Source organism: Ramlibacter pallidus (genome assembly GCF_015070875.1).
GTDB classification, from domain to species: Bacteria; Pseudomonadota; Gammaproteobacteria; order Burkholderiales; family Burkholderiaceae_C; genus Ramlibacter; species Ramlibacter pallidus.
The window spans coordinates 264,963-285,446 of record NZ_JADDIV010000003.1; the positions used below are offsets into that span (position 1 = coordinate 264,963).

The window sequence follows — 20,484 nt, forward strand, 5'->3', positions numbered from 1 at the left end:
TTGTAAGAAGAGCGCCGGGTCGGCACCGGGCGGGCGGCGGACAAACGTCGGAGGCGCTGCACGCGCCGCGAACCTCAGCGGGAGCGGTCCCGCGCGCTCACTCGCCCATGTGGTGCCACTTGGTCTCGGGCAGTGCCTTCAGGACCTGGTGCACTTGGGGCAGCACGCCTTGCGCGGACGCCCATTCGATGTGCGCGCGCAGCAGCGCACGCTTCTGCAGCGACGGCAGGCGGCCCCATTCCTCGCGCGTGGCGGGCACGCCAGGCAAGTCGGTCGGCTTGTTGGGGAGCAGGGCGTAGAGCCGCAGCCAGACGGTCGGCAGCGGGCACACGCGGTTGTTGCGGCGCACCTCCACCAGCACGTCGTCGAGCGTCGCGGGCCCCACGCGCAGGCCGCCGACATTGGTGACGCTCAGTTCCGAGGGCTTGGTTTTCTCGAACCCGCGTTCGGACTGGCCCTGGATGGCCTCGAACATCGCCCAGGACGTGTCGGTGTTCTTCTCGACGACTTCGAGCGCGCGCTCCGAAGCGTCGGGCATGGCGTTTGCCCGGGACTTGCTCACTCTGCCCTCCGTTCTTCTCCGGGCAAATGTAAGCGAATGCAGCAAGGGTGGGAATGCCGCGGCCGGCGGCGGTCGGCGAATGTGCGACATCCGGCACGCTGCGGCAGGACCGGCGGTCGGATCGCGGGGAGGAACGGGAAGGTCGGGAGGGAAGTTGACGAGCCTTACCCCCGGCACTGGCTACGCAGTTAGGGCTGCTTGGTTCCCCACCTGACCCGGTTGGCCGCTTCACCATGCGGGGAGGCCCGTCAGGGGGGATTCTATGCGACGCGGGCACGGCCGGGCTCGCGCGGGGTCACCTTTAGAATCGGCGCCCATGTCGTATCTCGTGCTCGCCCGGAAGTACCGGCCCAGGACCTTCTCGCAGATGGTCGGCCAGGAGCACGTGGTGCAGGCGCTGTCGAACGCGCTGGAGCAGCAGCGGCTGCACCATGCCTACCTCTTCACCGGCACGCGCGGCGTCGGCAAGACCACCGTCTCGCGGATCCTGGCCAAGTCGCTGAACTGCCAGGGGGCAGACGGCAACGGCGGCATCACCTCCGCGCCGTGCGGCGTCTGCCAGGCCTGCACGGACATCGACAGTGGCCGCTTCGTCGACTACACCGAGCTCGATGCCGCCTCCAACCGGGGCGTCGACGAGGTGCAGTCGCTGCTGGAGCAGGCCGTCTACAAGCCGGTGCAGGGTCGCTTCAAGGTCTTCATGATCGACGAGGTGCACATGCTCACGGGGCACGCGTTCAATGCGATGCTCAAGACGCTGGAAGAGCCGCCCGAGTACCTGAAGTTCGTGCTGGCCACGACCGACCCGCAGAAGGTCCCCGTGACCGTGCTGTCACGCTGCCTGCAGTTCAACCTGCGTCCGATGGCGCCGGAGACGGTGCAGGAACACCTGGCGCGCGTGCTCGAGGCCGAGGCCGTGCCCGCCGACGCGCAGGCGCTGCGCCTGCTCTCGCGTGCCGCGCGCGGTTCCATGCGGGACGCGCTTTCGCTCACCGACCAGGCGATCGCCTTCGGCGGCGGCCAGCTGCAGGAAACCGCCGTGCGCCAGATGCTGGGCAGCGTCGATCGCAGCCACGTGTTCCGCCTGGTCGAGGCGCTGGCGCAAGGCGATGGCAAGTCGGTGGTGGAGACGTCCGAAGCACTGCGGGTGCATGGCCTGTCCGCCGGCGCGGCGCTGGAGGAAATGAGCCTGGTGCTGCAGCGGATGGCCGTGCTGCAGGCGGTGCCGGAAGCGGCCGACTCGACGGACGACGAAGGCGCCACTATTGCGCGCCTCGCGGCCGCGATGCCGGCTGACGAAACGCAGCTCCTCTACAGCATCTGCCTGCACGGGCGGGCCGAACTGGGGCTGGCGCCGGACGAATACTCGGCGTTGACGATGGTGCTGCTGCGGCTGCTGGCGTTCAAGCCTTCGGCGGCTCGCGGCGAACCTGTCGCATCGCCGGAAAAAAAAACTCTGAATGAGCCGCAACCGGCGGTGGTGCCGGTTGCGCGACGTCCCGCGGCACCCGCGCCAACGCCTGCTGCCGTCGCTGCGGCGGTTCCCGCACCGGCCCCGGCGCAGCCCGCCCGTCCTGTCACGGCGCCAGCTCCCGTGGCTGCGCGTCCCACGGCCCCTCCCGGCCACGTGCTCCCCGTCGTCGAGCCACGCCAGCCGCTGCGCCCGCAGCCCGCGAACCGGGCGACCGGCGACGTCATGGGCGTGCCGGTGCGCGTGCCGCCGGAGCCGGCGCGCGAAGCCGCGGCCGCCGTGCCCAGCGTCACGCCCACGCCGGAAGGCGACTTCTGGCAGCAGACGGTGCAGCAGCTGGTCGAACGCGAAGCGGTCACGGCACTGGTGCGCGAACTCGCGCTGCAGGCGCAGCTGGTCGGCCGCGACGAAGGCCACTGGATGCTGCGCGTCGAGCGCGAGTCGCTCAACCAGCCCGCCAGCCGGGACCGCCTGCGCGCCGCGCTGCAGGCCGCCGGCCACGCCGTCGAGATCAGCGTGGAAGTGGGTCCCATCACCGACAGTCCCGCGCGCCGCAATGCCCAGGCAGCGGCGCTGCGGCAGCAGGCCGCCGAACAGATCATCCTGAACGATCCGTTCGTGCAGCAGATGCAGCGTGACTTTGGGGCGAAAATCGTCCCCGGCAGCATCAAACCGATCGCAAAACAGTAGAGAGATCCATCATGTTCAACAAGGGACAGCTGGCCGGCCTGATGAAGCAGGCGCAGGCGATGCAGGACAACCTGAAGAAGGCCCAGGAGGAACTCGCCACCATCGAGGTGAGCGGCGAGTCCGGCGCCGGCCTGGTGAAGGTGGTCATGACCTGCAAGCACGACGTCAAGCGCGTCACCATCGACCCGAGCCTGCTCGGCGAGGACAAGGACATGCTGGAAGACCTGGTCGCCGCCGCGTTCAACGCCGCGGTGCGCAAGGCGGAAGAGACCAGCCAGGAGAAGATGGGCAAGCTGACCGCGGGTCTTCCCCCGGGCATGAAGCTGCCCTTCTAAAGCGCGCGCTTGGCCGAACCTTCCCTCCAGTCGCTGGTCGAGGCGCTGCGGCGCCTGCCCGGGGTGGGCCTCAAGTCCGCCTCGCGCATGGCCTTCCACATGCTGCAGCACGACCGCGAGGGCGCGCACGTGCTCGCGCGCGCGCTGGAGCAGGCGGCCACGCGCGTGCGCCACTGCAGCGAGTGCCACACCTTCACCGAGGACGAGGTGTGCGCCACCTGCCGCAGCCCGCAGCGGGACCGCAGCAAGTTGTGCGTGGTGGAGACGCCGGCCGACCAGGCTGCGCTGGAGCGGACGCAGGCCTTCAACGGCCTGTACTTCGTGCTGATGGGGAAGCTGAGCCCGCTGGATGGCATCGGCCCCAAGGACATCGGCCTGGAAAAGCTCTTTGCCCGCGCCACCACCGGTGAGGTGCAGGAGGTGATCCTGGCCACCAACTTCACCGCCGAAGGCGAGGCCACGGCGCACGTGATCGCCGAAGCGCTCAAGCAGCGCGGATTGAAAGTGACCCGGCTGGCGCGCGGCGTGCCGGCCGGCAGCGAACTCGAATATGTGGATCTGGGGACCATCGCGCACGCGCTGGTGGACAGGAGGACGAAATGAGCTTGACTTACGCGCGCTTCACGGTGGCCTACTGGTGCGTGCTCGCGGCCGCGCTGCTGCCCTACGCCTGCACCTGGCTGGCCAAGTACCAGGGCTTCGGCAAGCCCCGCAGCCAGGGCGGCTACGACAACAACGAGCCGCGCGCCTGGCTCGCGCGCCAGGAAGGATGGAAGGCCCGTGCGAACGCCGCCCAGGCCAACAGCTTCGAATCGCTGCCCTTCTTCATCGGCGCGGTGATCATCGCCCACCAGCTCGGCGCCCCGCAGACGATGCTGGACATCCTGGCGCTGCTTTACGTCACGCTGCGCATCATCTACATCGCCATGTACGTCGGCGGCATGGCGATGGTGCGCTCGGCGGTCTGGGCCGTCGCGCTGCTCGTGAACATCGGCATCCTGCTGATCGCCGTGCGCTAGGGCCGGCGCTTAGGTCGCCGCGTTACGTGGAAACCCGCACGGGGACAGTCCCGATGCGGCAGCGCAACACCGGCACTACCCTTGCGGCGTCCACAGAAGAAGACGTCCAGAGGTCCGCCATGAAGAGAACACTCAGCCGCCGGCAGTTCACGCTGCTGGCCGCCGCCACGGTGGCCGCGCCCGCGCTGCGCGCCCAGGGCAAGCCGGAGAAGAGCAAGGTCGCCATCGCGGTCGGCGGCAAGGCCGCGTTCTACTACCTGCCCCTCACGATCTCCGAACAGCTCGGTTACTTCAAGGCCGAGGGCCTGGACGTCGAGATCTCCGATTTCGCGGGCGGCTCGCGTGCATTGCAGGCCGTCGTCGGCGGTTCGGCCGACGTGGTGAGCGGGGCCTACGAGCACACGATCAACCTGCAAAGCAAGAACCAGGTCTTCCAGTCTTTCGTGCTGCAGGGCCGCGCACCGCAGATCGCGCTGGGCGTGTCGCCCAAGGCGATGCCCAACTACCGCTCGGTGGCGGACCTGCGCGGCAAGAAAATCGGTGTCTCGGCGCCCGGTTCGTCGACCAACATGGTGGCCAACCTGGTGCTCTCGCGCGCGGGCCTGAAGGCCAGCGACGTCAGCTTCATCGGCGTGGGCACTTCCGCCGGCGCTCTGGCCGCGCTGCGGTCCGGCCAGATCGACGCCATGAGCAACACCGACCCGGTGATGACCATGCTGGAGCAGAAGGGCGAGGTGCGCATCATCAGCGACACGCGCACCCTCAAGGGCACGCAGGAGGTCTTCGGCGGGCCCATGCCCGCGGCCTGCCTCTACGCCCCGCTGGAGTTCGTGCAGAAGAACCCGAACACCTGCCAGGCGCTGGCCAATGCCATCGTCCACGGCCTCAAGTGGCTGCAGACGGCGGGCCCGAGCGACATCATCAAGACGGTGCCCGAAAGCTACCTGCTCGGCGACCGCGCGCTGTACCTCGCGTCCTTCAACAAGGTGCGCGAGGCCATCGCGCTCGACGGCCTGCTGCCCGACGAAGGCGCGAAGACCGCGCTGAAGGCGCTGGCCAGCTTCGAGCCGACGGTGAAGCCGGACCGCATCGACCTGGGCAAGACCTACACCAACGACTTCGCGCGCCGCGCCAAAGAGAAGTTCAAGGCGTGAGCGATCTTTTGGTGCCCGACGCGCTCGAGCTCCAGGACATCACCGTCACCTTCCGCTCCCGCGAGGAGCCGGACCAGCGCTACACCGCCGTGGCCCGCACCACGCTGCGCGTGGGCGCGGGCGAGTTCGTCTCGGTGGTGGGGCCCACGGGCTGCGGCAAGTCCACGCTGCTGAACGTCGGCGCCGGCCTGTTGCAGGCCTCCGGCGGCGAGGTGCGGGTGTTCGGCGAGCCGCTCACGGGCATCAACCGCCGCGCCGGCTACATGTTCCAGAGCGACGCGCTGATGCCGTGGCGCAGCGCGATCGACAACGTGATGGTCGGCCTGCAGTACCGCGGCCTGCCCGACGCCGAAGCCCGCGCGCAGGCGCAGGCCTGGCTGGAACGCGTGGGGCTCGGCGAGTTCGGCGACCGCTATCCGCACCAGCTGTCCGGCGGCATGCGCAAGCGCACGGCGCTGGCGCAGGTCCTCGCGCTGGACCCGGACATCATCCTCATGGACGAACCCTTCAGCGCCCTGGACATCCAGACCCGGCAGCTGATGGAGAACGAGGTGCTGGACCTCTGGGCCGCCAAGCGGAAGGCGGTGCTGTTCATCACGCACGACCTCGATGAAGCCATCGCCATGAGCGACCGCGTCGTGGTGCTGTCGGCGGGACCCGGGACGCACCCGATCGGCGAGTTCGCGATCGACCTGCCGCGGCCGCGCGACGTGGCGGAGGTGCGCAGCCTGCCGCGCTTCGTCGAACTGCACAGCCAGATCTGGGCGGTGCTGCGCGACGAGGTGCTCAAGGGCTACGCGCAGCAGCTGAAGAAGGCCGCATGAGCAGCCGGTTCGCGCCGAACGACAGGAACCTGCGCGCCTGGCAGCTGGCCGTGGTGGTGGTGGTGCTCGCCACCTGGCACCTCGTGTCGCGCAACGAGCAATGGGCCTTCTTCCTCGGGGAACCCATCAAGGTGGCCGGGCGCATCTGGTCCTGGTTCGTGCCGATCGCGATCGAACCCAATGCGCTGTTCCCCGACGGCCTCTCGGGCCGCGCCGACATCTACACGCACCTGGGCGTGACGCTGCTGGAGACCGTGCTGGCGTTCGCCATCGGCACGCTGCTCGGGCTCGGTGTCGGACTGTGGCTGGCGCTCGCGCCGACCGCGAGCGCGATCTTCGACCCCTACATCAAGGCCATGAACTCGATGCCCCGGGTGATCCTGGCGCCGATCTTCGCGATGTGGTTCGGCCTGGGCATCTGGAGCAAGGTGGCGCTGGCCGTCACGCTGGTGTTCTTCATCGTCTTCTTCAACGTCTACCAGGGCGTGCGCGAGGTCAGCCCGGTGGTGCTGGCGAATGCGCGGATGCTGGGTGCGAACCAGAAGCAGCTGCTGCGCACCGTGTACCTGCCGAGCGCGACGAGCTGGGTGTTCTCCAGCCTGCACACGTCGGTGGGACTGGCCTTCGTCGGCGCGGTGGTCGGCGAGTACCTCGGCTCCGCCCGCGGTGTCGGCTACCTGATCCTGCAGGCGGAAGGCACCTTCGACGTGAACACGGTGTTCGCCGGCATCGTGGTGCTGACGGCTTTCGCGCTCGCGCTCGACGGATTGGTCGGCAAGATCGAGCGGCGGCTGATGAAGTGGCAGCCCAAGGCCGGCGAGACCGAGAAGCTCTGAGCCATGAAAAAGCGGCCCCAAGGGCCGCTTTTGGCAGGTGCGAGGCTTAAGCCCGGCGGAAGTTGTCCGGGAAGCGGTCGCGCGCGTTGGCGATGCCGTCGCCGTCGCGGTCGCGGTCGACGCGGTTGGCGATGCCGTCGCCGTCGCGGTCGCCGTTCGGGCCGCCTCGCGCATGGCCGCGCGCCGGGATCAGCCGGTTGTTCGGCGCGGGGTCGCGTGCGTTGGCCACGCCGTCGCCGTCGCGGTCACGGTCGTCGCGATCGGCGATGCCGTCGCGGTCCAGGTCGTTGGCGTGCCGCACGACGCGCGTCGGGTTCCAGCGGTTCGGGTTCGGGTCGCTGCGGTTGGCGATGCCGTCGCCGTCACGATCGCCGTCGTGGCGGTTCTGGATGCCGTCGCGGTCCAGGTCGCCGCGCGGGGGCAGCTGCTGCGCGTGGGCGGCGCCGAAAGCCATCAGGGATGCCGCCATCATGGCGCCGAGAACAGTCTTCTTCATGTTCGTACCTCTCGAGTTGTCGATGGGTCCACTGTGCGGCAGCCTGCGTGCGCACCGCATCGGCCCCATGCTGTTAAGCAGGTCGGACCGGTCCTGCCCGGCATGAAACAGGAAAAGGGCCCCGAAGGGCCCTTGTCGTTCAGGCTGCGCCTGGCTTAGCTGCGGCGGCGATCGTCCGGGAAGGCGTCGCGCGCGTTGCGGATGCCGTCGCCGTCGCGGTCACGGTCGTTGCGGTTGGCGATGCCATCGCGGTCGAGGTCGCCATTGGGTCCGAAGCGGTTGCCGCCGCGGTTGTTGTCGTAGCGGTTCGGCACGCCGTCGCCGTCGCGGTCGCGGTCGTAGCGATTGGCCACGCCGTCGCCGTCACGGTCGCCCATGGGGCCGCGCCGTTCCCAGCCGCCGCCCACCAGCATCCATTCGCCGTTGCCGCGCTGCACCCAGCGGCGCTCCTGCCAGTCGTAGCCGTTGCGGGCCTGCACCCAGCGGCCCGGCACCCAGCTGTACTGGTTGCCGCGGAATTCCCAGTGGCCCGCGTCCCAGACATAGCCGGAGCGCGGAGCGGGCACGACTTCGTATTGCGGGGCCGGCGGCGCGACCGACACGATGGCCGTGTACTGCGCATTGGCAGCACCGAAGCCCATCAGCGAGGCAGCGAACACGGCACCCATGATTGCTTTGCTTTTCATGCATCTACTCCTTGGATTGGAACGTTCTGACTATGGCGGGCCCCTATGGGCCGACGCATCGGAGCAGAGCCGTTAATCCCGTGGGAGTTGTCCTGCGTGAAGAGGAGGCGGACACAACTGGACGTGCGCCGTACACGTCCAGCGTGATTTCTTTACGTGCGAAGGCTCAGCGGCGCTTCTGCTGCACGATCACCGGCCGGCGCACCGGCGCCTTCGTCGCGGCGCGCACGGGGGAGCCGGCGCGGGCGCGAATGGTGCCGGTCCGGGCCGAACCGCGCACCGGCAGGTGCAGGATGACCTGCTGGCCGGCCTTGAAGACGGAGGCGGCACCGACGTCGTTCCAGTCGGCGACTTGCGACGCGCTGAGCTTGTAGCGGTGCGCGATGCTGGCCACGGTGTCGCGCTTGCCGGCGCGGACCACGGTGCGGCGCGTCACCATCTCCGGGGCCAGGCTCAGCTGGCCGTTGTCCGCCAGGTGGCTGGTGACGTCGACGTGCGTGCCCTTGCGCGGCACGATCAGCACCGAGCCGGACTTGATCAGCATGCGCGGCGGGATGGTGTTGACGGCGCGCAGGTCGCCTTCGCTCATGCCGACGCGGCGCGCCGCCTCGGACACGCTCATGGTGGAAGGCGCGCTCCAGGCCGTCCAGCTGGCGTACTTGCCGTCGTTGTAGGCGTCGAAGTTGCGCTTGAAGACCGTGGCGTTGTCCCAGGGCAGCAGGATCTGGGGCGTGCCCGCGGCCAGGATGACCGGGCGGTTCAACTGCGGATTGAGCGCCTTGAAGTCGTCGAGCGGCACGTCGGCCAGCTTGGCCGCCAGTTCCACGTCCATGTCGCGCGTGAGCGTGACGGACTGGAAGTACGGGTGGTTGTCGATGGCCGGCAGTTCGGCGCGGAACTGCTCGGGGTTGCCCACGATGTTCTTCACGGCCTGCAGCTTGGGCACGTAGTTGCGCGTCTCGTCGGGCATGTTCAGGTCCCAGTACGAGGTGCCGAGGCCGGCGCGCTGGTTGCGCTGGATGGCGCGGCCCACGTTGCCTTCGCCCCAGTTGTACGCGGCCAGCGCCAGGTGCCAGTCGCCGAACATGCCGTGCAGCCGCTGCAGGTAGTCCAGCGCCGCGCGGGTGGAGGCCAGCACGTTGCGGCGGTCGTCGCGGAAGAAGTTCTGCTTCAGGTCGAAGTCCTTGCCCGTCGCGGGCATGAACTGCCACATGCCGGCGGCGCGCGCGCTGGAGACGGCCTGCGGGTTGAATGCGCTCTCGATGAAGGGCAGCAGCGCCAGTTCGCTCGGCATGTTGCGGCGCTCGAGTTCCTCGACGATGTGGAACAGGTACTTGCGCGAGCGGTCCGTCATGCGCTGGATGTAGTCCGGCCGGGTGGCGTACCACTGCTCCTGGCGGCGCACGTGGTCGTTCTCCAGGTTCGGCATCTTGTAGCCGTTGCGGATGCGCTGCCACAGGTCCGGCGGCGGCTGCAGCGACGTCACCGTCTGCGAGCTCAGCTCCGAAGGCTGGATCGCGCTCAGCGGGCCCGAGGGAATGACCGAGGGCGGCGCCGCTTCGGCCGCCTTGCGCTCCCCGTCCTGCACGGTGGCCTGCGTCCCGGCCGGGCCCATGGTGGTCGCGCAGCCGGCCAGGGCCAGCAGGGCGGTGAGGGCGAGCAGCTTGTACTTCTTCATCTGAACTCGTTCTTCCATTGGCGCAGGGCCGCGAAAACCGCGACCGGGTCTGCCGGGTCCGTCGCGTCGTGGTACGCGTGGGCGGCTTGCGCCACGGCGGGCTGCCGCGTGCGCAGGAAAGGATTCACTTGCGCCTCCAGCGCGATCGTGGAGGGCAGGGTGGGCTCGCCATGCGAGCGCCGGGACTCGCATTGTTGCCGGTAATGGTTCAGCCGGGCGTTGCCTGGCTCGACCGCTGTGGCAAATTTCAGGTTTCCGAGGGTGTATTCGTGCGTGCAGCACACACGGGTGTCCCCGGGCAGGGCCGCGAGCTTGGCCAGCGAGTCGAACATCTGCGCCGGCGTGCCTTCGAACAGCCGGCCGCACCCGCCCGAAAAAAGGGTGTCCCCGCAGAACACCAGCGGCGTGCCGTCGACGTCTTCACAGTGGTATGCGATGTGGCCGGCCGTGTGCCCCGGCACGTCCAGCACCGTGAAGCGCAGGCCCAGCACCTCGACGGCATCGCCTTCGGCCAGGCGCGTGAGCGGCTCCGGGATGCGTTCGCGCGCCGGCCCGTACACGCGGGCGCCGGTGGCGTCGCGCAGCGCATCGACGCCGCCCGTGTGATCCATGTGGTGGTGGGTGACTAGAATCGCCTCGAGTTGCAGGCCGTGAGCGGCCAGGAAGGCCTGCACCGGTCCGGCATCGCCGGGGTCCACCACCAGCGCCCGCTGTCCATCGTGCAGCAGCCAAAGATAGTTGTCCTGGAACGCAGGCAGCGGGATCAGCTTCATGAGCGACGGGATTATAGGAATGCAGCAGTGGTTCGAAACCCCGCCGGGCAAGTATTTGCTCGCGTGGGAGCGGGCCGAGTTCGACCGCGCGGTGGGCGACATCTTCGGCTACCACGCGCTGCAACTCGGGCTGCCGGACCTGGACACGCTCGCGGCCAACCGCATGCCGCACAAGTGGCTGGCGCTCGGCGAGATGCCCACGGCCGAGGGCGCGGTGCGGCCGGACATCGTCACCGACTTCAGCGCCCTGCCGTTCGAGGAGAACAGCCTCGACCTGGTGGTGCTGCCGCATTCGCTGGAACTGAACCTCGACCCGCACGCCACGCTGCGCGAGGTCGAGCGCGTGCTGGTGCCCGAGGGCAAGGTGGTGATCTGCTGCCTGAACCCGGCCAGCCTGTGGGGCCTGCGCCAGCGGCGCGCGCACCTGTACCGCAGCCTCGGCTTCGGCGAGCTGTACCTCCCCGATGCCGGGGAGTTCATCGGCTACTGGCGCCTGCGGGACTGGCTGCGGCTGCTCAATTTCGATGTCGAGTCCAGCACCTTCGGCTGCTACCGCCCGGCACTGTCCACCGAGAAGTGGCTCGGACGCTTCGCCTGGATGGACGCCGTGGGCGAGCGCAGCTGGCCGATCTTCGGCGCCGTCTACTTCATCGTCGCCGTCAAGCGCGTGCGCGGCGCCCGGCTGATCGCGCCGGCCTGGAAGAAGTCCAAGCGCGTGGCCACCGCGCCCGTCCCCATCGCCAATCGCAGCCGGAAGGCCCGCGAACTGACACTGACTGAATGAACCAGGTCGAGATCTACACCGACGGGGCTTGCAAGGGCAACCCCGGTCCGGGCGGCTGGGGCGTGCTCCTGCGCTCCGGCACCACGCAGAAAGAGCTGTTCGGCGGCGAACCGAGCACCACCAACAACCGGATGGAGCTGATGGCCGTGATCCAGGCCCTGGAGGCCCTCAAGCGCCCCTGTGCCGTCACGCTCTACCTCGATAGCCAGTACGTGCTGAAAGGCATCACCGAGTGGCTGCCCGGCTGGAAGGCCAAGGGCTGGAAGACCGCCAGCAAGCAGCCGGTGAAAAACGTGGAACTGTGGAAGCGTCTCGATGATCTGCTCCTGCAGGGCGGGCACGTGGTGGACTGGCGCTGGGTGCGCGGCCACAACGGGGACCCGGGCAACGAACGGGCCGACGCGCTGGCCAATCTCGGGGTCGAGAGCATCCAGCGCCGCTAGCACGGACCTTGCATCGGCTCCCCGGGGCGGTAAAGCAGTGGTAAAAGGCCCGCTGCTGCGGTCTTTCGTTCGCGTCACCCTGTGGTCACTGCGGATGCGGTGGCGCACACCTGCTGTTACATTGCAACGTTTGGCCGCGACGACGCGGCCGGCGGGCACTTTCCACGGATCAGCTTTTCATGGCAGCCAAGTCCCTCTACACCGCGGTCGCCGCCGTCGGCATCGTCGCCGCGTCCGGTGCGGCCTGGTGGTTCCAGCAGAAGCCGCAGGGTCCCAAGGACCCGTCGGCGAACGCGGCCACCGCGGCCCAGCGCGGTGCCACGGGCACGCCGGCCGCCGGTGGCGGGGCGGGCCGTCCGCCCGCCGTCGAAGTCGCACGCGTCGAGACGCTGCGCATCACCGACGACGCGCAGGCCGTGGGCAGCCTGCGTTCCCGCCAGAGCGTGATGCTGCGCCCCGAGGTCTCCGGGCGCGTCACGCAGATCAACTTCCGCGACGCCGACCGCGTGCGGCGCGGCCAGCTGCTGGTGCAGCTGGACGACCAGCTGCCGATGGCGCAGGTCAAGCAGGCCGAAGCCGAGGTCTCCATCGCCCGCGCCAACCACAGGCGCAACCAGGAGCTGGTGGAAGAGAAGTTCATCGCCCAGCGCGCGGTGGACGAGAGCGCCGCCAACCTGCAGGTCGCCGAGGCCAAGCTGGCGCTGGCGCGCGCCACGCTGGCCCGCCTGAAGATCGTGGCGCCCTTCGACGGCGTGGCCGGCATCCGCAGCATCAACGTTGGCGACTACCTCAAGGACGGCGCCGACATCGTGAACATCGAGGACCTCGACGCGCTGTACGTCGACTTCCGCCTGCCCGAGCGCTTCCAGACCAAGGTCCGTCCCGGCCAGAACGCGCTGGTCGACGTCGACGCGCTGCCGGGCCGCCGCTACACGGCGCTGATCCAGGCGATCGACCCCCTGGTGGATGCCAACGGCCGCTCGGTCGGCGTGCGCGGCTGCATCGACAACCGCCACCTGCAGCTGCGCCCCGGCATGTTCGCGCGCATCACGCCGGTGTTCGGCGTGCGCGAGGACGCGCGGGTCATCCCCGAAGAGGCGATCGTGCCGCAGGGCGGCCGCCAGTTCGTCTACAAGCTGGTCGACGGGCCGGACCAGGACACGCGCATCGCCCAGCGCGTCGAGGTCAAGGTCGGCATGCGCCAGCCCGGCAAGGTGGAGATCACGCAGGGCCTGCAGGCCGGCGACGTGGTGGTCACCGCCGGCCAGCAGCGCATCCAGAAGGACGGCACGCCGGTGCGGGTGCTGGACGTCGCCGGCCGCGGCGGCCCGGCTGTCGCGGGGCCGGCGGGCGGGCCAGCGGCTGCCCCGCCGGCCGCGCTGGCCACCGAGGTCGTGCCGAACGGCAGCGGCAACCCCTGCGCGGTCGCGTCCGGTGCTTCCGGCAACCGCAGCGCCCCGGCCGGCCGTCCGTTGCGCGGCGGCTGACACCGCACCAGGAGCCTCCATGCAGTTGCCCGAGATCTCCATCCGCCGTCCCGTCTTCGCCACCGTGCTGTCGCTGCTGGTGGTGCTGGTGGGCTTCGTCAGCTTCGACCGGCTCTCGGTGCGCGAGTACCCGAAGATCGACGAGCCGGTGGTCACCGTCAGCACCCGCTACCCCGGCGCCTCGGCCGAAGTGATCGAGTCGCAGATCTCCAAGCCGCTGGAGGACTCCATCGCCGGCATCGACGCGGTGGACGTGATCACCTCCATCAGCCGCGCCGAGCAGAGCCAGATCTCGGTGCGCTTCCGCCTGGAGAAGGACCCCGATGCCGCCGCCGCCGAGGTGCGCGACCGCACGGCGCGGGTGCGCAACCGGCTGCCGCAGGAGGTCGACGAGCCCGTGATCGCCAAGGTGGAGGCCGACGCCTTCCCGGTCATCTTCCTCACCTTCTCCAGCGACACGATGTCGCGGCTGCAGATCAACGACATGGTCAGCCGCATCGCCAAGCCGCGGCTGCAGACGGTGACCGGCGTCGCCGACGTGCGCATCTACGGCGAGCGCAAGTACGCCATGCGCGTGTGGCTGGACGCGCAGAAGCTGGCCGGCTACCGCCTCACCTCGCAGGACGTCGAGGACGCCATCCGCAAGAGCAACCTGGAACTGCCGGGCGGCCGCATCGAATCGACCCAGCGCGAGTTCAGCGTGACCTCGCAGACCGACCTGGTGCGGCCGGCGCAGTTCGCCGACATCACCATCAAGAGCGTCAACGGCTACCCCGTGAAGATCCGCGACGTGGCGCGGGTGGAGGAGGGCGCCGCCGACGAGCGCAGCGCGGTGCGCCTGAACGGCCGCGACGCGATCTCCGCAGGCGTCATCCGGCAGGCCACCGCCAACCCCCTGGACCTGTCGCGCGGCGTGCGCGAGATGATCCCCAAGCTCAAGCAGGACCTGCCGGGCGACGTGGTGATCGACATCGCCAACGACAACTCGGTGTTCATCGACCGCTCGATCAAGAACGTCTACCAGACGATCCTGGAGGCCGTGATCCTGGTGGCGCTGGTGATCTTCGTCTTCCTGCGCACCTTCCGCGCGTCGATCATCCCCATCGTGACCATCCCGGTCAGCCTGGTCGGCACCTTCGCGCTGATGGCGATGGCCGGCTTCTCGATCAACACGCTGACGCTGCTGGCGCTGGTGCTCGCGATCGGCCTGGTGGTGGACGACGCCATCGTGATGCTGGAGAACATCTTCCGGCACATCGAGGAGGGGCTCGACCCGTTCTCGGCCGCCATCAAGGGCGCGCGCGAGATCGGCTTCGCCGTGATCACGATGACGCTGACGCTGGTGGCGGTGTACGCGCCGCTGGCGTTCACGCCCGGGCGCACCGGCCGGCTGTTCATCGAGTTCGCGCTGGCGCTCGCCGGCGCCGTGGTCGTGTCCGGCTTCGTCGCCCTGACGCTGACGCCGATGATGTGCTCCAAGCTGCTGCGCCACAACCCGAAGCCGAACTGGTTCGACCGCGGCATGGAGCGCCAGCTGACGCGCCTGTCCGACGGCTACGGCCGCGTGCTGCGCTGGGTCGTCAGCACCGGCTACCGCCCCGCGCCGGGCGAGACCGGCGCGCGCGTCATGGCGCGCCGCATCTTCCTGCAGGCGCGCTGGATCGTGATCGGCGCCATGCTGCTGAGCGCCGTGGCCATCGCACTGGTCTACCCGAGCATGCGCTCGGAGCTCTCGCCGATCGAGGACCGCGGCGTGATCTCCTCGAACATCACCGCGCCGGACGGCTCCACGCTGGAGTACACCAACCGCTACGCACGCGAGCTGGAACGCCTGGGGCAGCAGTACCCCGAGTTCGACCGGATCTTCGCCAACGTGGGCAATCCGTCCGTGTCGCAGGGCAACGTGACCTACCGCACCGTGGACTGGGAAGACCGCAAGCGCAGCACCATCGAGCTGGCGCGCGAACTGGGCCCGAAGATGGCCGCGCTGCCGGGCGTGAACGCCTTCCCCATCACGCCGCCGTCGCTGGGGCAGGGCTTCCGCGACCGGCCGGTGAACTTCGTCATCCAGACGTCCGACAGCTACGACAACCTGAACCGCGTCGTGCGCCAGATGCTGGACGAGATCGCCAAGCAGCCCGGCATCCTGCAGCCCGACGTGGACCTGCGCCTGAACAAGCCGGAGCTGCGGCTGGACATCGACCGCACCAAGGCGGCCGACCTGGGCGTGCCGGTGGACACGGTCGCGCGCGCCATCGAAACGATGCTGGGCGGGCGCAACGTCACCCGGTACAAGCGCGACGCCGAGCAGTACGACGTGATCGTGCAGACGCAGTCGTCCGGCCGCACCACGCCGGAGGACATCGACAGCATCTACGTGCGCGGCCGCAACGACACCGTGGTGCCGCTGTCGGCGCTGGTGAAGATCAGCGAAAGCGTCAGCCCGCGCGAGCTGAACCACTTCGGCCAGCGCCGTTCGGCCACCATCTCGGCCAACCTGTCGCCGGACTATTCGCTGGGCGAGGCGCTGCAGTACATGAACGAAGCGGCCTCCCGGGTGCTGAAGCCGGGGTACACCACGGAGCTGAACGGCACCTCGCGCGAGTTCCGCAACTCGCAGGGCGCGCTGGCCATCGTGTTCGTGCTGGCGCTGCTGTTCATCTTCCTGGTGCTGGCCGCGCAGTTCGAAAGCTTCGTCGACCCGCTGGTGATCATGCTGGCGGTGCCGCTGTCGATGATCGGCGCGCTGCTGGCGCTGAAATGGTCGGGCGGGTCGCTGAACGTCTATTCGCAGATCGGCCTGATCACGCTGGTGGGGCTGATCACCAAGCACGGCATCCTGATCGTGGAGTTCACCAACCAGCTGCGCGAGCACGGCATGGAGACCGTGGATGCCATCGTCAAGGCCGCTTCGCAGCGCCTGCGCCCCATCCTGATGACGACCGGCGCCATGGTGCTGGGCGCGCTGCCCCTGGCCCTGGCCAGCGGCGCCGGCGCCGAGAGCCGCCAGCAGATCGGCTGGGTGATCGTGGGCGGCATGTCGCTGGGCACGCTGCTCACCGTCTTCGTGGTGCCCACGATGTACTCGGTGTTCGCGCGGCACAAGGTGCCGGGAGCGAACACGGCCGAGGCGAAGGAAGTGCCCGTGCCGCACCACGACGAGCTGGTGGCGAAGTGAGCGTCATTCCCGCGGAGGCGGGAATCCAGGGCTTTCGGAGAGCGCCGCACTGCGGCGCTTTTTCTTGGGGGCGCCCTGGATCCCCGCCTTCGCGGGCATGACGAGGCCGCGGGGATGACGGGAGACTCAGGACGCGGCCGGCGCCGGGCTGCACATCTGCAGCTTGTTCCCGAACGGGTCGTAGAAGCTGCAGAAGGTGACGAAGCCGGGGAACACGACCGGCTCGTCGCAGCGCACGCCGCGCGCCTTCAGCGCTGCGCAGGTCGCGTGGCAGTCGGCCGTGTTCAGCACGATCGTCGTGGACTGCGCCACCGTCTTGTCCTTGTCGCCCAGCGTGATCGACAGGTTGCCGCTGTCCGAGCCCGTGCTGAACTCGATCCAGCCCGCATCCGGCAGGTCGTAGACCGGCTGGCCGAGGCCGAGCGTCGTTTCGTAGAACGCGCGTGCAGCCGCGAGGTCCGGTACCGTGAGGGAGACGACGTTGATGCCCTGGAAGAATCGCATGGTCCTGTCTCCTGGCGGCGCGCCCTCAAGCAATGTACGGGCCCTTCACTTCGCCCCAGCCCCACCTGGGCATGGGCGCGTTCTCTTCCGCCACGGCGCCCGGCTGCGAATTGATCACCGCCAGGCGGGAGCCCCATTCCAGGTAGCCGACCAGGGCGGAGCGGAACTCCGGATCGTCGGGCATGGCGAGTTCGTCGGCCGTGGCGAGCAGCAGTCCCACCCAGCGCCGGCGCTGCGCCTGCGAGAGATGGCGGTTCAGGTGCTGCCGGATCATGTGCGGGTGCCCGCCATGCCGTTTCGAGTAGGCGGCGGGCCCGCCGAACACCTCGCCCAGGAAGGCGGCGACATGGGCCGGATGCTCGCCGTCCATGTGCGCGAACACCGGCCCGAGCAGGGCGTCGGCCTTCACGTGCTCGTAGAAGCGCGTGGTCAGCCGGTTCAGCGCGGCGTCGCCGCCGAGCCATTCGTAGAGCGTGGGGACGGGAGCATCGGGCATGGTGGCGGGACTCTACTCGCTCCGGGGCGGCATCAACGTGACAGGACGTGCCGCAGGATCGCCTTGTGCACGGGCAGGAGCAGTTGCTTCTGCGCGTAGCCGGCGAAACCGCGGTAGCGGAGGGGGTCGAAAGCGAGCTCGCGGCCGATGGAGAAGGGCGGCGTCGGCAGCAGCATCGGGCTTCCCATCCGCGCCAGGTGTTCCTCCGTCAGCGACCACCGCGGGTCGTCCGCTCCCTGCGGCCATCCGTCGGTGATCACCACGTCCGCGGGCAAGATGGCGGCTTCCGTGAAGGTGACTTTGTCGAGCGTCTCGTGGAAGCGCCGATCGCAGGCGTGGCGCAGCGGAAACCCGAGGACGCCCGCCAGTTCATGCCAGGACCGCAGCACGTTCGTGGTCGGTCCCCAGAGGCAGACGCGTGCGCGCTCCAGCGGCGCGACCCTCGTGTGCAAGTAGAAGGCGTCCGTCAGGACTTCGCAGGGATGTCCCTGCGACGACATGGCATTGACCACCGGCCGCCGCGAGGCAGCCGCGAACTCGGCGAGGCGAGCATGGTTGGCCTCGCGCACCACGTAGGCGTCGTAGAAGGGGTCGAGGTAGCCGGCCAGGTCGCAGGCGCGCTCGTCGGTCTTGAGCAGGTTCGGCAGTTCGGTGAAGGCGAGGCCCAGGTCGCGAAATGCCTGGATGAAGGTCGTGCGCGTCCGAATGCCGTTGCCTTCGAAGGACCAGGCAATGGTGCCGCGCAAGGATGCGTCGCCGCCGCCCACCAGCGACCAGATCGCTTCGATGTCCGCGGCCCGCAGGTCGGAGATGCGCAGCAGCTTCATGCGCGGGCCGGGGCAGCGGTCTTCTTCCGCAAGTGGTATGTGAGCGAGGCGGCGATGCAGAACGCCACGCTGTCGTTCGGGATCCGCTTTCCGGCGGGGAGGACGATGGCCCTGTTCCCTTCGAACGCGAAGTCCCTCGGGAACAGGGTGCGGAAAGTCTCGACCAGGTCCGTCTTGCAGTTGAAGTACAGCGCGAGCTGCCGCGGATGGCGCGGCTTCCAGTCCATCCGCACGGTGCTGCCGCTACGTGTGGCGGAGGTGACGTAGGCCGGCTCGCCCCACTTGAGCGTTTCCTCGAGCGCGCCGACCTCCGGCGTTTCCGCCGCGGTGCGGAACACCAGTTCGCGCAGTGCGAGCATCTCCGCCCGGACAGCATCCGGGTACTGCGCGAACACGCGTTCGACCGCTGCGTTCCTGAAGGGCGTGACCTCGCCCATCGTCTTCATACCTTCAGCACACCCCGGAACGCGCGCGCAGCGTAATAGGATTCTGCGCCGTTGTGATAGACGAAGACCTTGCCATACCGCCGGTCGCAGAAGAGCGCGCCGCCCAGCTTGCGGATGTCCGGCGGCGTCGCGATCCAGCTGGAGGTCTTGAGGTCGAACTCGCCGAGCTCCTGCAGCGCGCGGTACTGCGCCTCGTCCAGCAACTCGATGCCGATCTCGGCCGCCGTTTCCATCGCATTGCCCTTGGGCTTGTTCTCCTTGCGCGCATCGAGCGCCGCCCGGTCGAAGCAGAGGCTGCGGCGGCCGGCGGGGCTCTCCGGGGAGCAGTCGCAGAAGGTGAGCTGCCCCGACTTCCTGTCGTGGCCGATCACGTCCGGTTCGCCGCCGCTCGCTTCCATCGCGGCCAGGGCCTTCAGCGCGGCCGGCTTCGCTTCCAGCCTGGCCTGCACGTCGGCCCACGCCAAGCCCTTGTGGCGCTGCATGTTCTTGTCGAAGCGGGCCTTCAAGGTGCCCAGCAGATCCTGGCGTTCCTGTGTCTTCATGGTGTCCTCGCGGGGTGGGCCAGCCGCCTGGCAACGACCCTGTTGCCATACGCCCGTCCTTCGAGAGCGTGGGTGCTGCTCCCCACGTCAGCGTAGCCCAGGCGAGCATAGAACGCCAGTGCCCGCAGGTTGCCCTCCCACACCGTGAGCCACAGGCACGGTGCGCCCGCACCCGTCGCCAGCTTCTCCGCCTCGGACAGCAAGGCGGAGCCCACGCCGGTGCGCTGCGACCGCGGCTGGACGTACAGGCGGATCAGTTCGCAGCCCTGAACCCCTGCCGCAGGTGACTGGGTGACAGCCGTCGCGACTTCGGCGAAGCCGACGAGACCGCCTGACGCTTCGGCCAAAATGAACCGGCGGCCCGGATCGGCGAGCCGGTCCGCGAAGGCCGCTTCGGAGTACTGTTGCAACGCCTCCCGCGCCAGGTCTGGCCGCACGCCCTCGGTGGCGTAGGTGTCGAGGAAGACCTGCGTGGCGAGCGCCGCGATCGTGGCGGCGTCACCGGATGCGCCTGCCGCAGGGTGCTTCCGTTCACACGTTCAGGTTGAAGCCCAGGTCCACTTCGGACGCTGGCAGGCCGCGGAGCCCCCAGTTGTCGAGAGGCGGCTCGTTCAGGACGATGATGATGTCTCTGGGCTGGATGCCCAGGGCGCCGAAGCGTTCGACGATGCCGCGATAAAGCTTCCGCTTGGCATCGAGCGATCGTCCCGGGAACATCTGGTACTCGACGAACGTGTAGTTCTCCGTCTTGCCCGGCGGGACGGGGAAGTGCTCCGGCTTGTGTTCGACGTAGCGGATCTGCTTGTCGTCTTCCGGGAGCTGGAGTGCTTCCAGCTGCGCGTGATACACCGCATCGATGAGGGCCGCGACTTCCGCGGCAGGACGGGGACGGCAGACTTCGATCTTGACGATGGGCATGGCAGGGGTGGCGGGGCGGGGAGGGAACGTTCTGACGGGAGTCTCAATCGTCGGGCCCATGCGACCTGCGCATGTTGCGATTGAGCCAGCCGGCGGGCACGAGGAGGAGCGGGAAGCCCAGCGCCATCAGCGCCAGGCCCCAGTAGAGGCCCGTTCGCTTGCACTGCGGCGAGGTGGTCTGCTCGTGCTGGCACATGACGGCAATGTCCGGACGCTGCAGCGCCGACCAGTTGGCACCGGCGAGCAGGAAGCCGATCAGGATCGCCAGGAGGGCGAAGCCGCGGAAGGCCCAGCGCGCGCGCCGCTTCTCGGCGTGGGTCATCGCGTCCATCGCG

General features: G+C 69.0%; 24 protein-coding genes and 1 other RNA gene. 11 read left to right on the plus strand and 14 right to left on the minus strand.

What is annotated here, in order from left to right; all coding sequences use genetic code 11:
* Positions 1-97: 97 nt before the first annotated feature.
* Positions 98-538 carry a hypothetical protein gene (locus IM787_RS10375; protein ID WP_193676596.1) on the minus strand — a complete coding sequence of 147 codons (441 nt, stop codon included), beginning with the start codon at positions 536-538 and terminating at the stop codon, positions 98-100.
* Between the two features lie 177 nt (positions 539-715).
* Positions 716-812: signal recognition particle sRNA small type (gene ffs, locus IM787_RS10380), an RNA gene on the minus strand.
* A 66-nt stretch (positions 813-878) separates the two neighbouring features.
* Between ffs and dnaX the strand changes: the two genes are divergently transcribed.
* The 7 genes from dnaX to IM787_RS10415 all read left to right on the plus strand — a co-directional run bounded on the left by dnaX (position 879) and on the right by IM787_RS10415 (position 6,891).
* Positions 879-2,723 carry a DNA polymerase III subunit gamma/tau gene (dnaX, locus tag IM787_RS10385; protein WP_193676597.1) on the plus strand — a complete coding sequence of 615 codons (1,845 nt, stop codon included), beginning with the start codon at positions 879-881 and terminating at the stop codon, positions 2,721-2,723.
* 11 nt (positions 2,724-2,734) lie between these two features.
* Positions 2,735-3,058 (plus strand): YbaB/EbfC family nucleoid-associated protein, encoded by a 324-nt coding sequence (locus IM787_RS10390; RefSeq protein WP_193676598.1) that lies wholly within the window; start codon positions 2,735-2,737, stop codon positions 3,056-3,058.
* 9 nt (positions 3,059-3,067) lie between these two features.
* The gene (gene recR, locus IM787_RS10395) at positions 3,068-3,661 is read left to right on the plus strand and encodes a recombination mediator RecR (protein ID WP_193676599.1); all 594 of its coding nucleotides are present in this window, start codon (positions 3,068-3,070) and stop codon (positions 3,659-3,661) included.
* On the plus strand, positions 3,658-4,077 hold the full coding sequence (locus IM787_RS10400) for an MAPEG family protein (RefSeq protein ID WP_193676600.1): 420 nt from the start codon (positions 3,658-3,660) through the stop codon (positions 4,075-4,077). The genes recR and IM787_RS10400 overlap by 4 nt, the downstream gene beginning before the upstream one ends.
* Positions 4,078-4,196: 119 nt before the next feature.
* Entirely contained in the window at positions 4,197-5,231 is a 1,035-nt protein-coding gene (locus IM787_RS10405) for an ABC transporter substrate-binding protein (RefSeq protein ID WP_193676601.1), read from the plus strand.
* An 8-nt stretch (positions 5,232-5,239) separates the two neighbouring features.
* A complete protein-coding gene (locus IM787_RS10410; protein ID WP_193677100.1) occupies positions 5,240-6,055 on the plus strand; it encodes an ABC transporter ATP-binding protein in 816 nt (271 codons plus the stop codon).
* Positions 6,052-6,891 (plus strand): ABC transporter permease, encoded by an 840-nt coding sequence (locus IM787_RS10415; RefSeq protein ID WP_193676602.1) that lies wholly within the window; start codon positions 6,052-6,054, stop codon positions 6,889-6,891. Before IM787_RS10410 ends, IM787_RS10415 begins: the two co-directional genes overlap by 4 nt.
* 46 nt (positions 6,892-6,937) lie before the next feature.
* On the opposite strand, the gene IM787_RS10420 is transcribed toward IM787_RS10415, so the two are convergent.
* The 4 genes from IM787_RS10420 to gloB all read right to left on the minus strand — a co-directional run bounded on the left by IM787_RS10420 (position 6,938) and on the right by gloB (position 10,524).
* Entirely contained in the window at positions 6,938-7,387 is a 450-nt protein-coding gene (locus tag IM787_RS10420) for a hypothetical protein (protein WP_193676603.1), read from the minus strand.
* A gap of 155 nt (positions 7,388-7,542) precedes the next feature.
* Entirely contained in the window at positions 7,543-8,073 is a 531-nt protein-coding gene (locus IM787_RS10425) for a YXWGXW repeat-containing protein (RefSeq protein ID WP_193676604.1), read from the minus strand.
* A 166-nt stretch (positions 8,074-8,239) separates the two neighbouring features.
* Positions 8,240-9,751: a transglycosylase SLT domain-containing protein gene (locus IM787_RS10430; protein WP_193676605.1), complete on the minus strand. Its 1,512-nt coding sequence runs from the start codon at positions 9,749-9,751 to the stop codon at positions 8,240-8,242.
* The gene (gene gloB / locus IM787_RS10435) at positions 9,748-10,524 is read right to left on the minus strand and encodes a hydroxyacylglutathione hydrolase (RefSeq protein ID WP_193676606.1); all 777 of its coding nucleotides are present in this window, start codon (positions 10,522-10,524) and stop codon (positions 9,748-9,750) included. The genes IM787_RS10430 and gloB overlap by 4 nt, the downstream gene beginning before the upstream one ends.
* Between gloB and IM787_RS10440 the strand changes: the two genes are divergently transcribed.
* The 4 genes from IM787_RS10440 (at position 10,523) to IM787_RS10455 (ending at position 16,416) form a co-directional block, all read left to right on the plus strand.
* Entirely contained in the window at positions 10,523-11,308 is a 786-nt protein-coding gene (locus IM787_RS10440; RefSeq protein ID WP_227494262.1) for a class I SAM-dependent methyltransferase, read from the plus strand. The genes gloB and IM787_RS10440 overlap by 2 nt on opposite strands.
* On the plus strand, positions 11,305-11,751 hold the full coding sequence (gene rnhA, locus IM787_RS10445; RefSeq protein WP_193676607.1) for a ribonuclease HI: 447 nt from the start codon (positions 11,305-11,307) through the stop codon (positions 11,749-11,751). The genes IM787_RS10440 and rnhA overlap by 4 nt, the downstream gene beginning before the upstream one ends.
* Before the next feature lie 179 nt (positions 11,752-11,930).
* On the plus strand, positions 11,931-13,238 hold the full coding sequence (locus IM787_RS10450) for an efflux RND transporter periplasmic adaptor subunit (protein ID WP_193676608.1): 1,308 nt from the start codon (positions 11,931-11,933) through the stop codon (positions 13,236-13,238).
* A 19-nt stretch (positions 13,239-13,257) separates the two neighbouring features.
* Positions 13,258-16,416, plus strand: a complete 3,159-nt coding sequence (locus IM787_RS10455; RefSeq protein ID WP_193676609.1) for an efflux RND transporter permease subunit — start codon at positions 13,258-13,260, stop codon at positions 16,414-16,416.
* A 126-nt stretch (positions 16,417-16,542) separates the two neighbouring features.
* Here the strand turns inward: IM787_RS10455 and IM787_RS10460 are convergent, their stop codons facing one another.
* The 8 genes from IM787_RS10460 to IM787_RS10495 are packed head-to-tail and all read right to left on the minus strand — an operon-like array spanning position 16,543 to position 20,480.
* Positions 16,543-16,920: a VOC family protein gene (locus IM787_RS10460; RefSeq protein ID WP_193676610.1), complete on the minus strand. Its 378-nt coding sequence runs from the start codon at positions 16,918-16,920 to the stop codon at positions 16,543-16,545.
* A gap of 25 nt (positions 16,921-16,945) precedes the next feature.
* A complete protein-coding gene (locus IM787_RS10465) occupies positions 16,946-17,416 on the minus strand; it encodes a group II truncated hemoglobin (RefSeq protein ID WP_193676611.1) in 471 nt (156 codons plus the stop codon).
* Between the two features lie 32 nt (positions 17,417-17,448).
* Positions 17,449-18,243 (minus strand): ornithine carbamoyltransferase, encoded by a 795-nt coding sequence (locus IM787_RS10470; RefSeq protein WP_193676612.1) that lies wholly within the window; start codon positions 18,241-18,243, stop codon positions 17,449-17,451.
* Positions 18,240-18,689, minus strand: coding sequence for a DUF1801 domain-containing protein (locus IM787_RS10475; RefSeq protein ID WP_227494263.1), 450 nt, complete (start codon positions 18,687-18,689; stop codon positions 18,240-18,242). Before IM787_RS10475 ends, IM787_RS10470 begins: the two co-directional genes overlap by 4 nt.
* On the minus strand, positions 18,686-19,231 hold the full coding sequence (locus IM787_RS10480) for a DUF4256 domain-containing protein (protein ID WP_193676613.1): 546 nt from the start codon (positions 19,229-19,231) through the stop codon (positions 18,686-18,688). Before IM787_RS10480 ends, IM787_RS10475 begins: the two co-directional genes overlap by 4 nt.
* Positions 19,228-19,719, minus strand: a complete 492-nt coding sequence (locus IM787_RS10485) for a GNAT family N-acetyltransferase (protein WP_193677103.1) — start codon at positions 19,717-19,719, stop codon at positions 19,228-19,230. Before IM787_RS10485 ends, IM787_RS10480 begins: the two co-directional genes overlap by 4 nt.
* 43 nt (positions 19,720-19,762) lie before the next feature.
* Positions 19,763-20,149, minus strand: coding sequence for a tautomerase family protein (locus IM787_RS10490; RefSeq protein ID WP_193676614.1), 387 nt, complete (start codon positions 20,147-20,149; stop codon positions 19,763-19,765).
* A 43-nt stretch (positions 20,150-20,192) separates the two neighbouring features.
* A complete protein-coding gene (locus IM787_RS10495) occupies positions 20,193-20,480 on the minus strand; it encodes a hypothetical protein (RefSeq protein WP_193676615.1) in 288 nt (95 codons plus the stop codon).
* Positions 20,481-20,484: the final 4 nt, after the last annotated feature.

Coding starts and splice junctions, on each gene's coding strand:
- IM787_RS10470 (WP_193676612.1), bottom strand. CDS start 18,243: ATGAAGCTGCTGCGCATCTCCGACCTGCGGGCCGCGGACATCGAAGCG.
- IM787_RS10480 (WP_193676613.1), bottom strand. CDS start 19,231: ATGAAGACACAGGAACGCCAGGATCTGCTGGGCACCTTGAAGGCCCGC.
- IM787_RS10450 (WP_193676608.1), top strand. CDS start 11,931: ATGGCAGCCAAGTCCCTCTACACCGCGGTCGCCGCCGTCGGCATCGTC.
- IM787_RS10375 (WP_193676596.1), bottom strand. CDS start 538: ATGCCCGACGCTTCGGAGCGCGCGCTCGAAGTCGTCGAGAAGAACACC.
- IM787_RS10490 (WP_193676614.1), bottom strand. CDS start 20,149: ATGCCCATCGTCAAGATCGAAGTCTGCCGTCCCCGTCCTGCCGCGGAA.
- IM787_RS10420 (WP_193676603.1), bottom strand. CDS start 7,387: ATGAAGAAGACTGTTCTCGGCGCCATGATGGCGGCATCCCTGATGGCT.
- IM787_RS10495 (WP_193676615.1), bottom strand. CDS start 20,480: ATGGACGCGATGACCCACGCCGAGAAGCGGCGCGCGCGCTGGGCCTTC.
- IM787_RS10405 (WP_193676601.1), top strand. CDS start 4,197: ATGAAGAGAACACTCAGCCGCCGGCAGTTCACGCTGCTGGCCGCCGCC.
- IM787_RS10465 (WP_193676611.1), bottom strand. CDS start 17,416: ATGCCCGATGCTCCCGTCCCCACGCTCTACGAATGGCTCGGCGGCGAC.
- IM787_RS10460 (WP_193676610.1), bottom strand. CDS start 16,920: ATGCGATTCTTCCAGGGCATCAACGTCGTCTCCCTCACGGTACCGGAC.
- IM787_RS10390 (WP_193676598.1), top strand. CDS start 2,735: ATGTTCAACAAGGGACAGCTGGCCGGCCTGATGAAGCAGGCGCAGGCG.
- gloB (WP_193676606.1), bottom strand. CDS start 10,524: ATGAAGCTGATCCCGCTGCCTGCGTTCCAGGACAACTATCTTTGGCTG.
- IM787_RS10400 (WP_193676600.1), top strand. CDS start 3,658: ATGAGCTTGACTTACGCGCGCTTCACGGTGGCCTACTGGTGCGTGCTC.
- IM787_RS10425 (WP_193676604.1), bottom strand. CDS start 8,073: ATGAAAAGCAAAGCAATCATGGGTGCCGTGTTCGCTGCCTCGCTGATG.
- IM787_RS10430 (WP_193676605.1), bottom strand. CDS start 9,751: ATGAAGAAGTACAAGCTGCTCGCCCTCACCGCCCTGCTGGCCCTGGCC.
- IM787_RS10475 (WP_227494263.1), bottom strand. CDS start 18,689: ATGAAGACGATGGGCGAGGTCACGCCCTTCAGGAACGCAGCGGTCGAA.
- IM787_RS10440 (WP_227494262.1), top strand. CDS start 10,523: ATGAGCGACGGGATTATAGGAATGCAGCAGTGGTTCGAAACCCCGCCG.
- IM787_RS10455 (WP_193676609.1), top strand. CDS start 13,258: ATGCAGTTGCCCGAGATCTCCATCCGCCGTCCCGTCTTCGCCACCGTG.
- rnhA (WP_193676607.1), top strand. CDS start 11,305: ATGAACCAGGTCGAGATCTACACCGACGGGGCTTGCAAGGGCAACCCC.
- dnaX (WP_193676597.1), top strand. CDS start 879: ATGTCGTATCTCGTGCTCGCCCGGAAGTACCGGCCCAGGACCTTCTCG.
- IM787_RS10415 (WP_193676602.1), top strand. CDS start 6,052: ATGAGCAGCCGGTTCGCGCCGAACGACAGGAACCTGCGCGCCTGGCAG.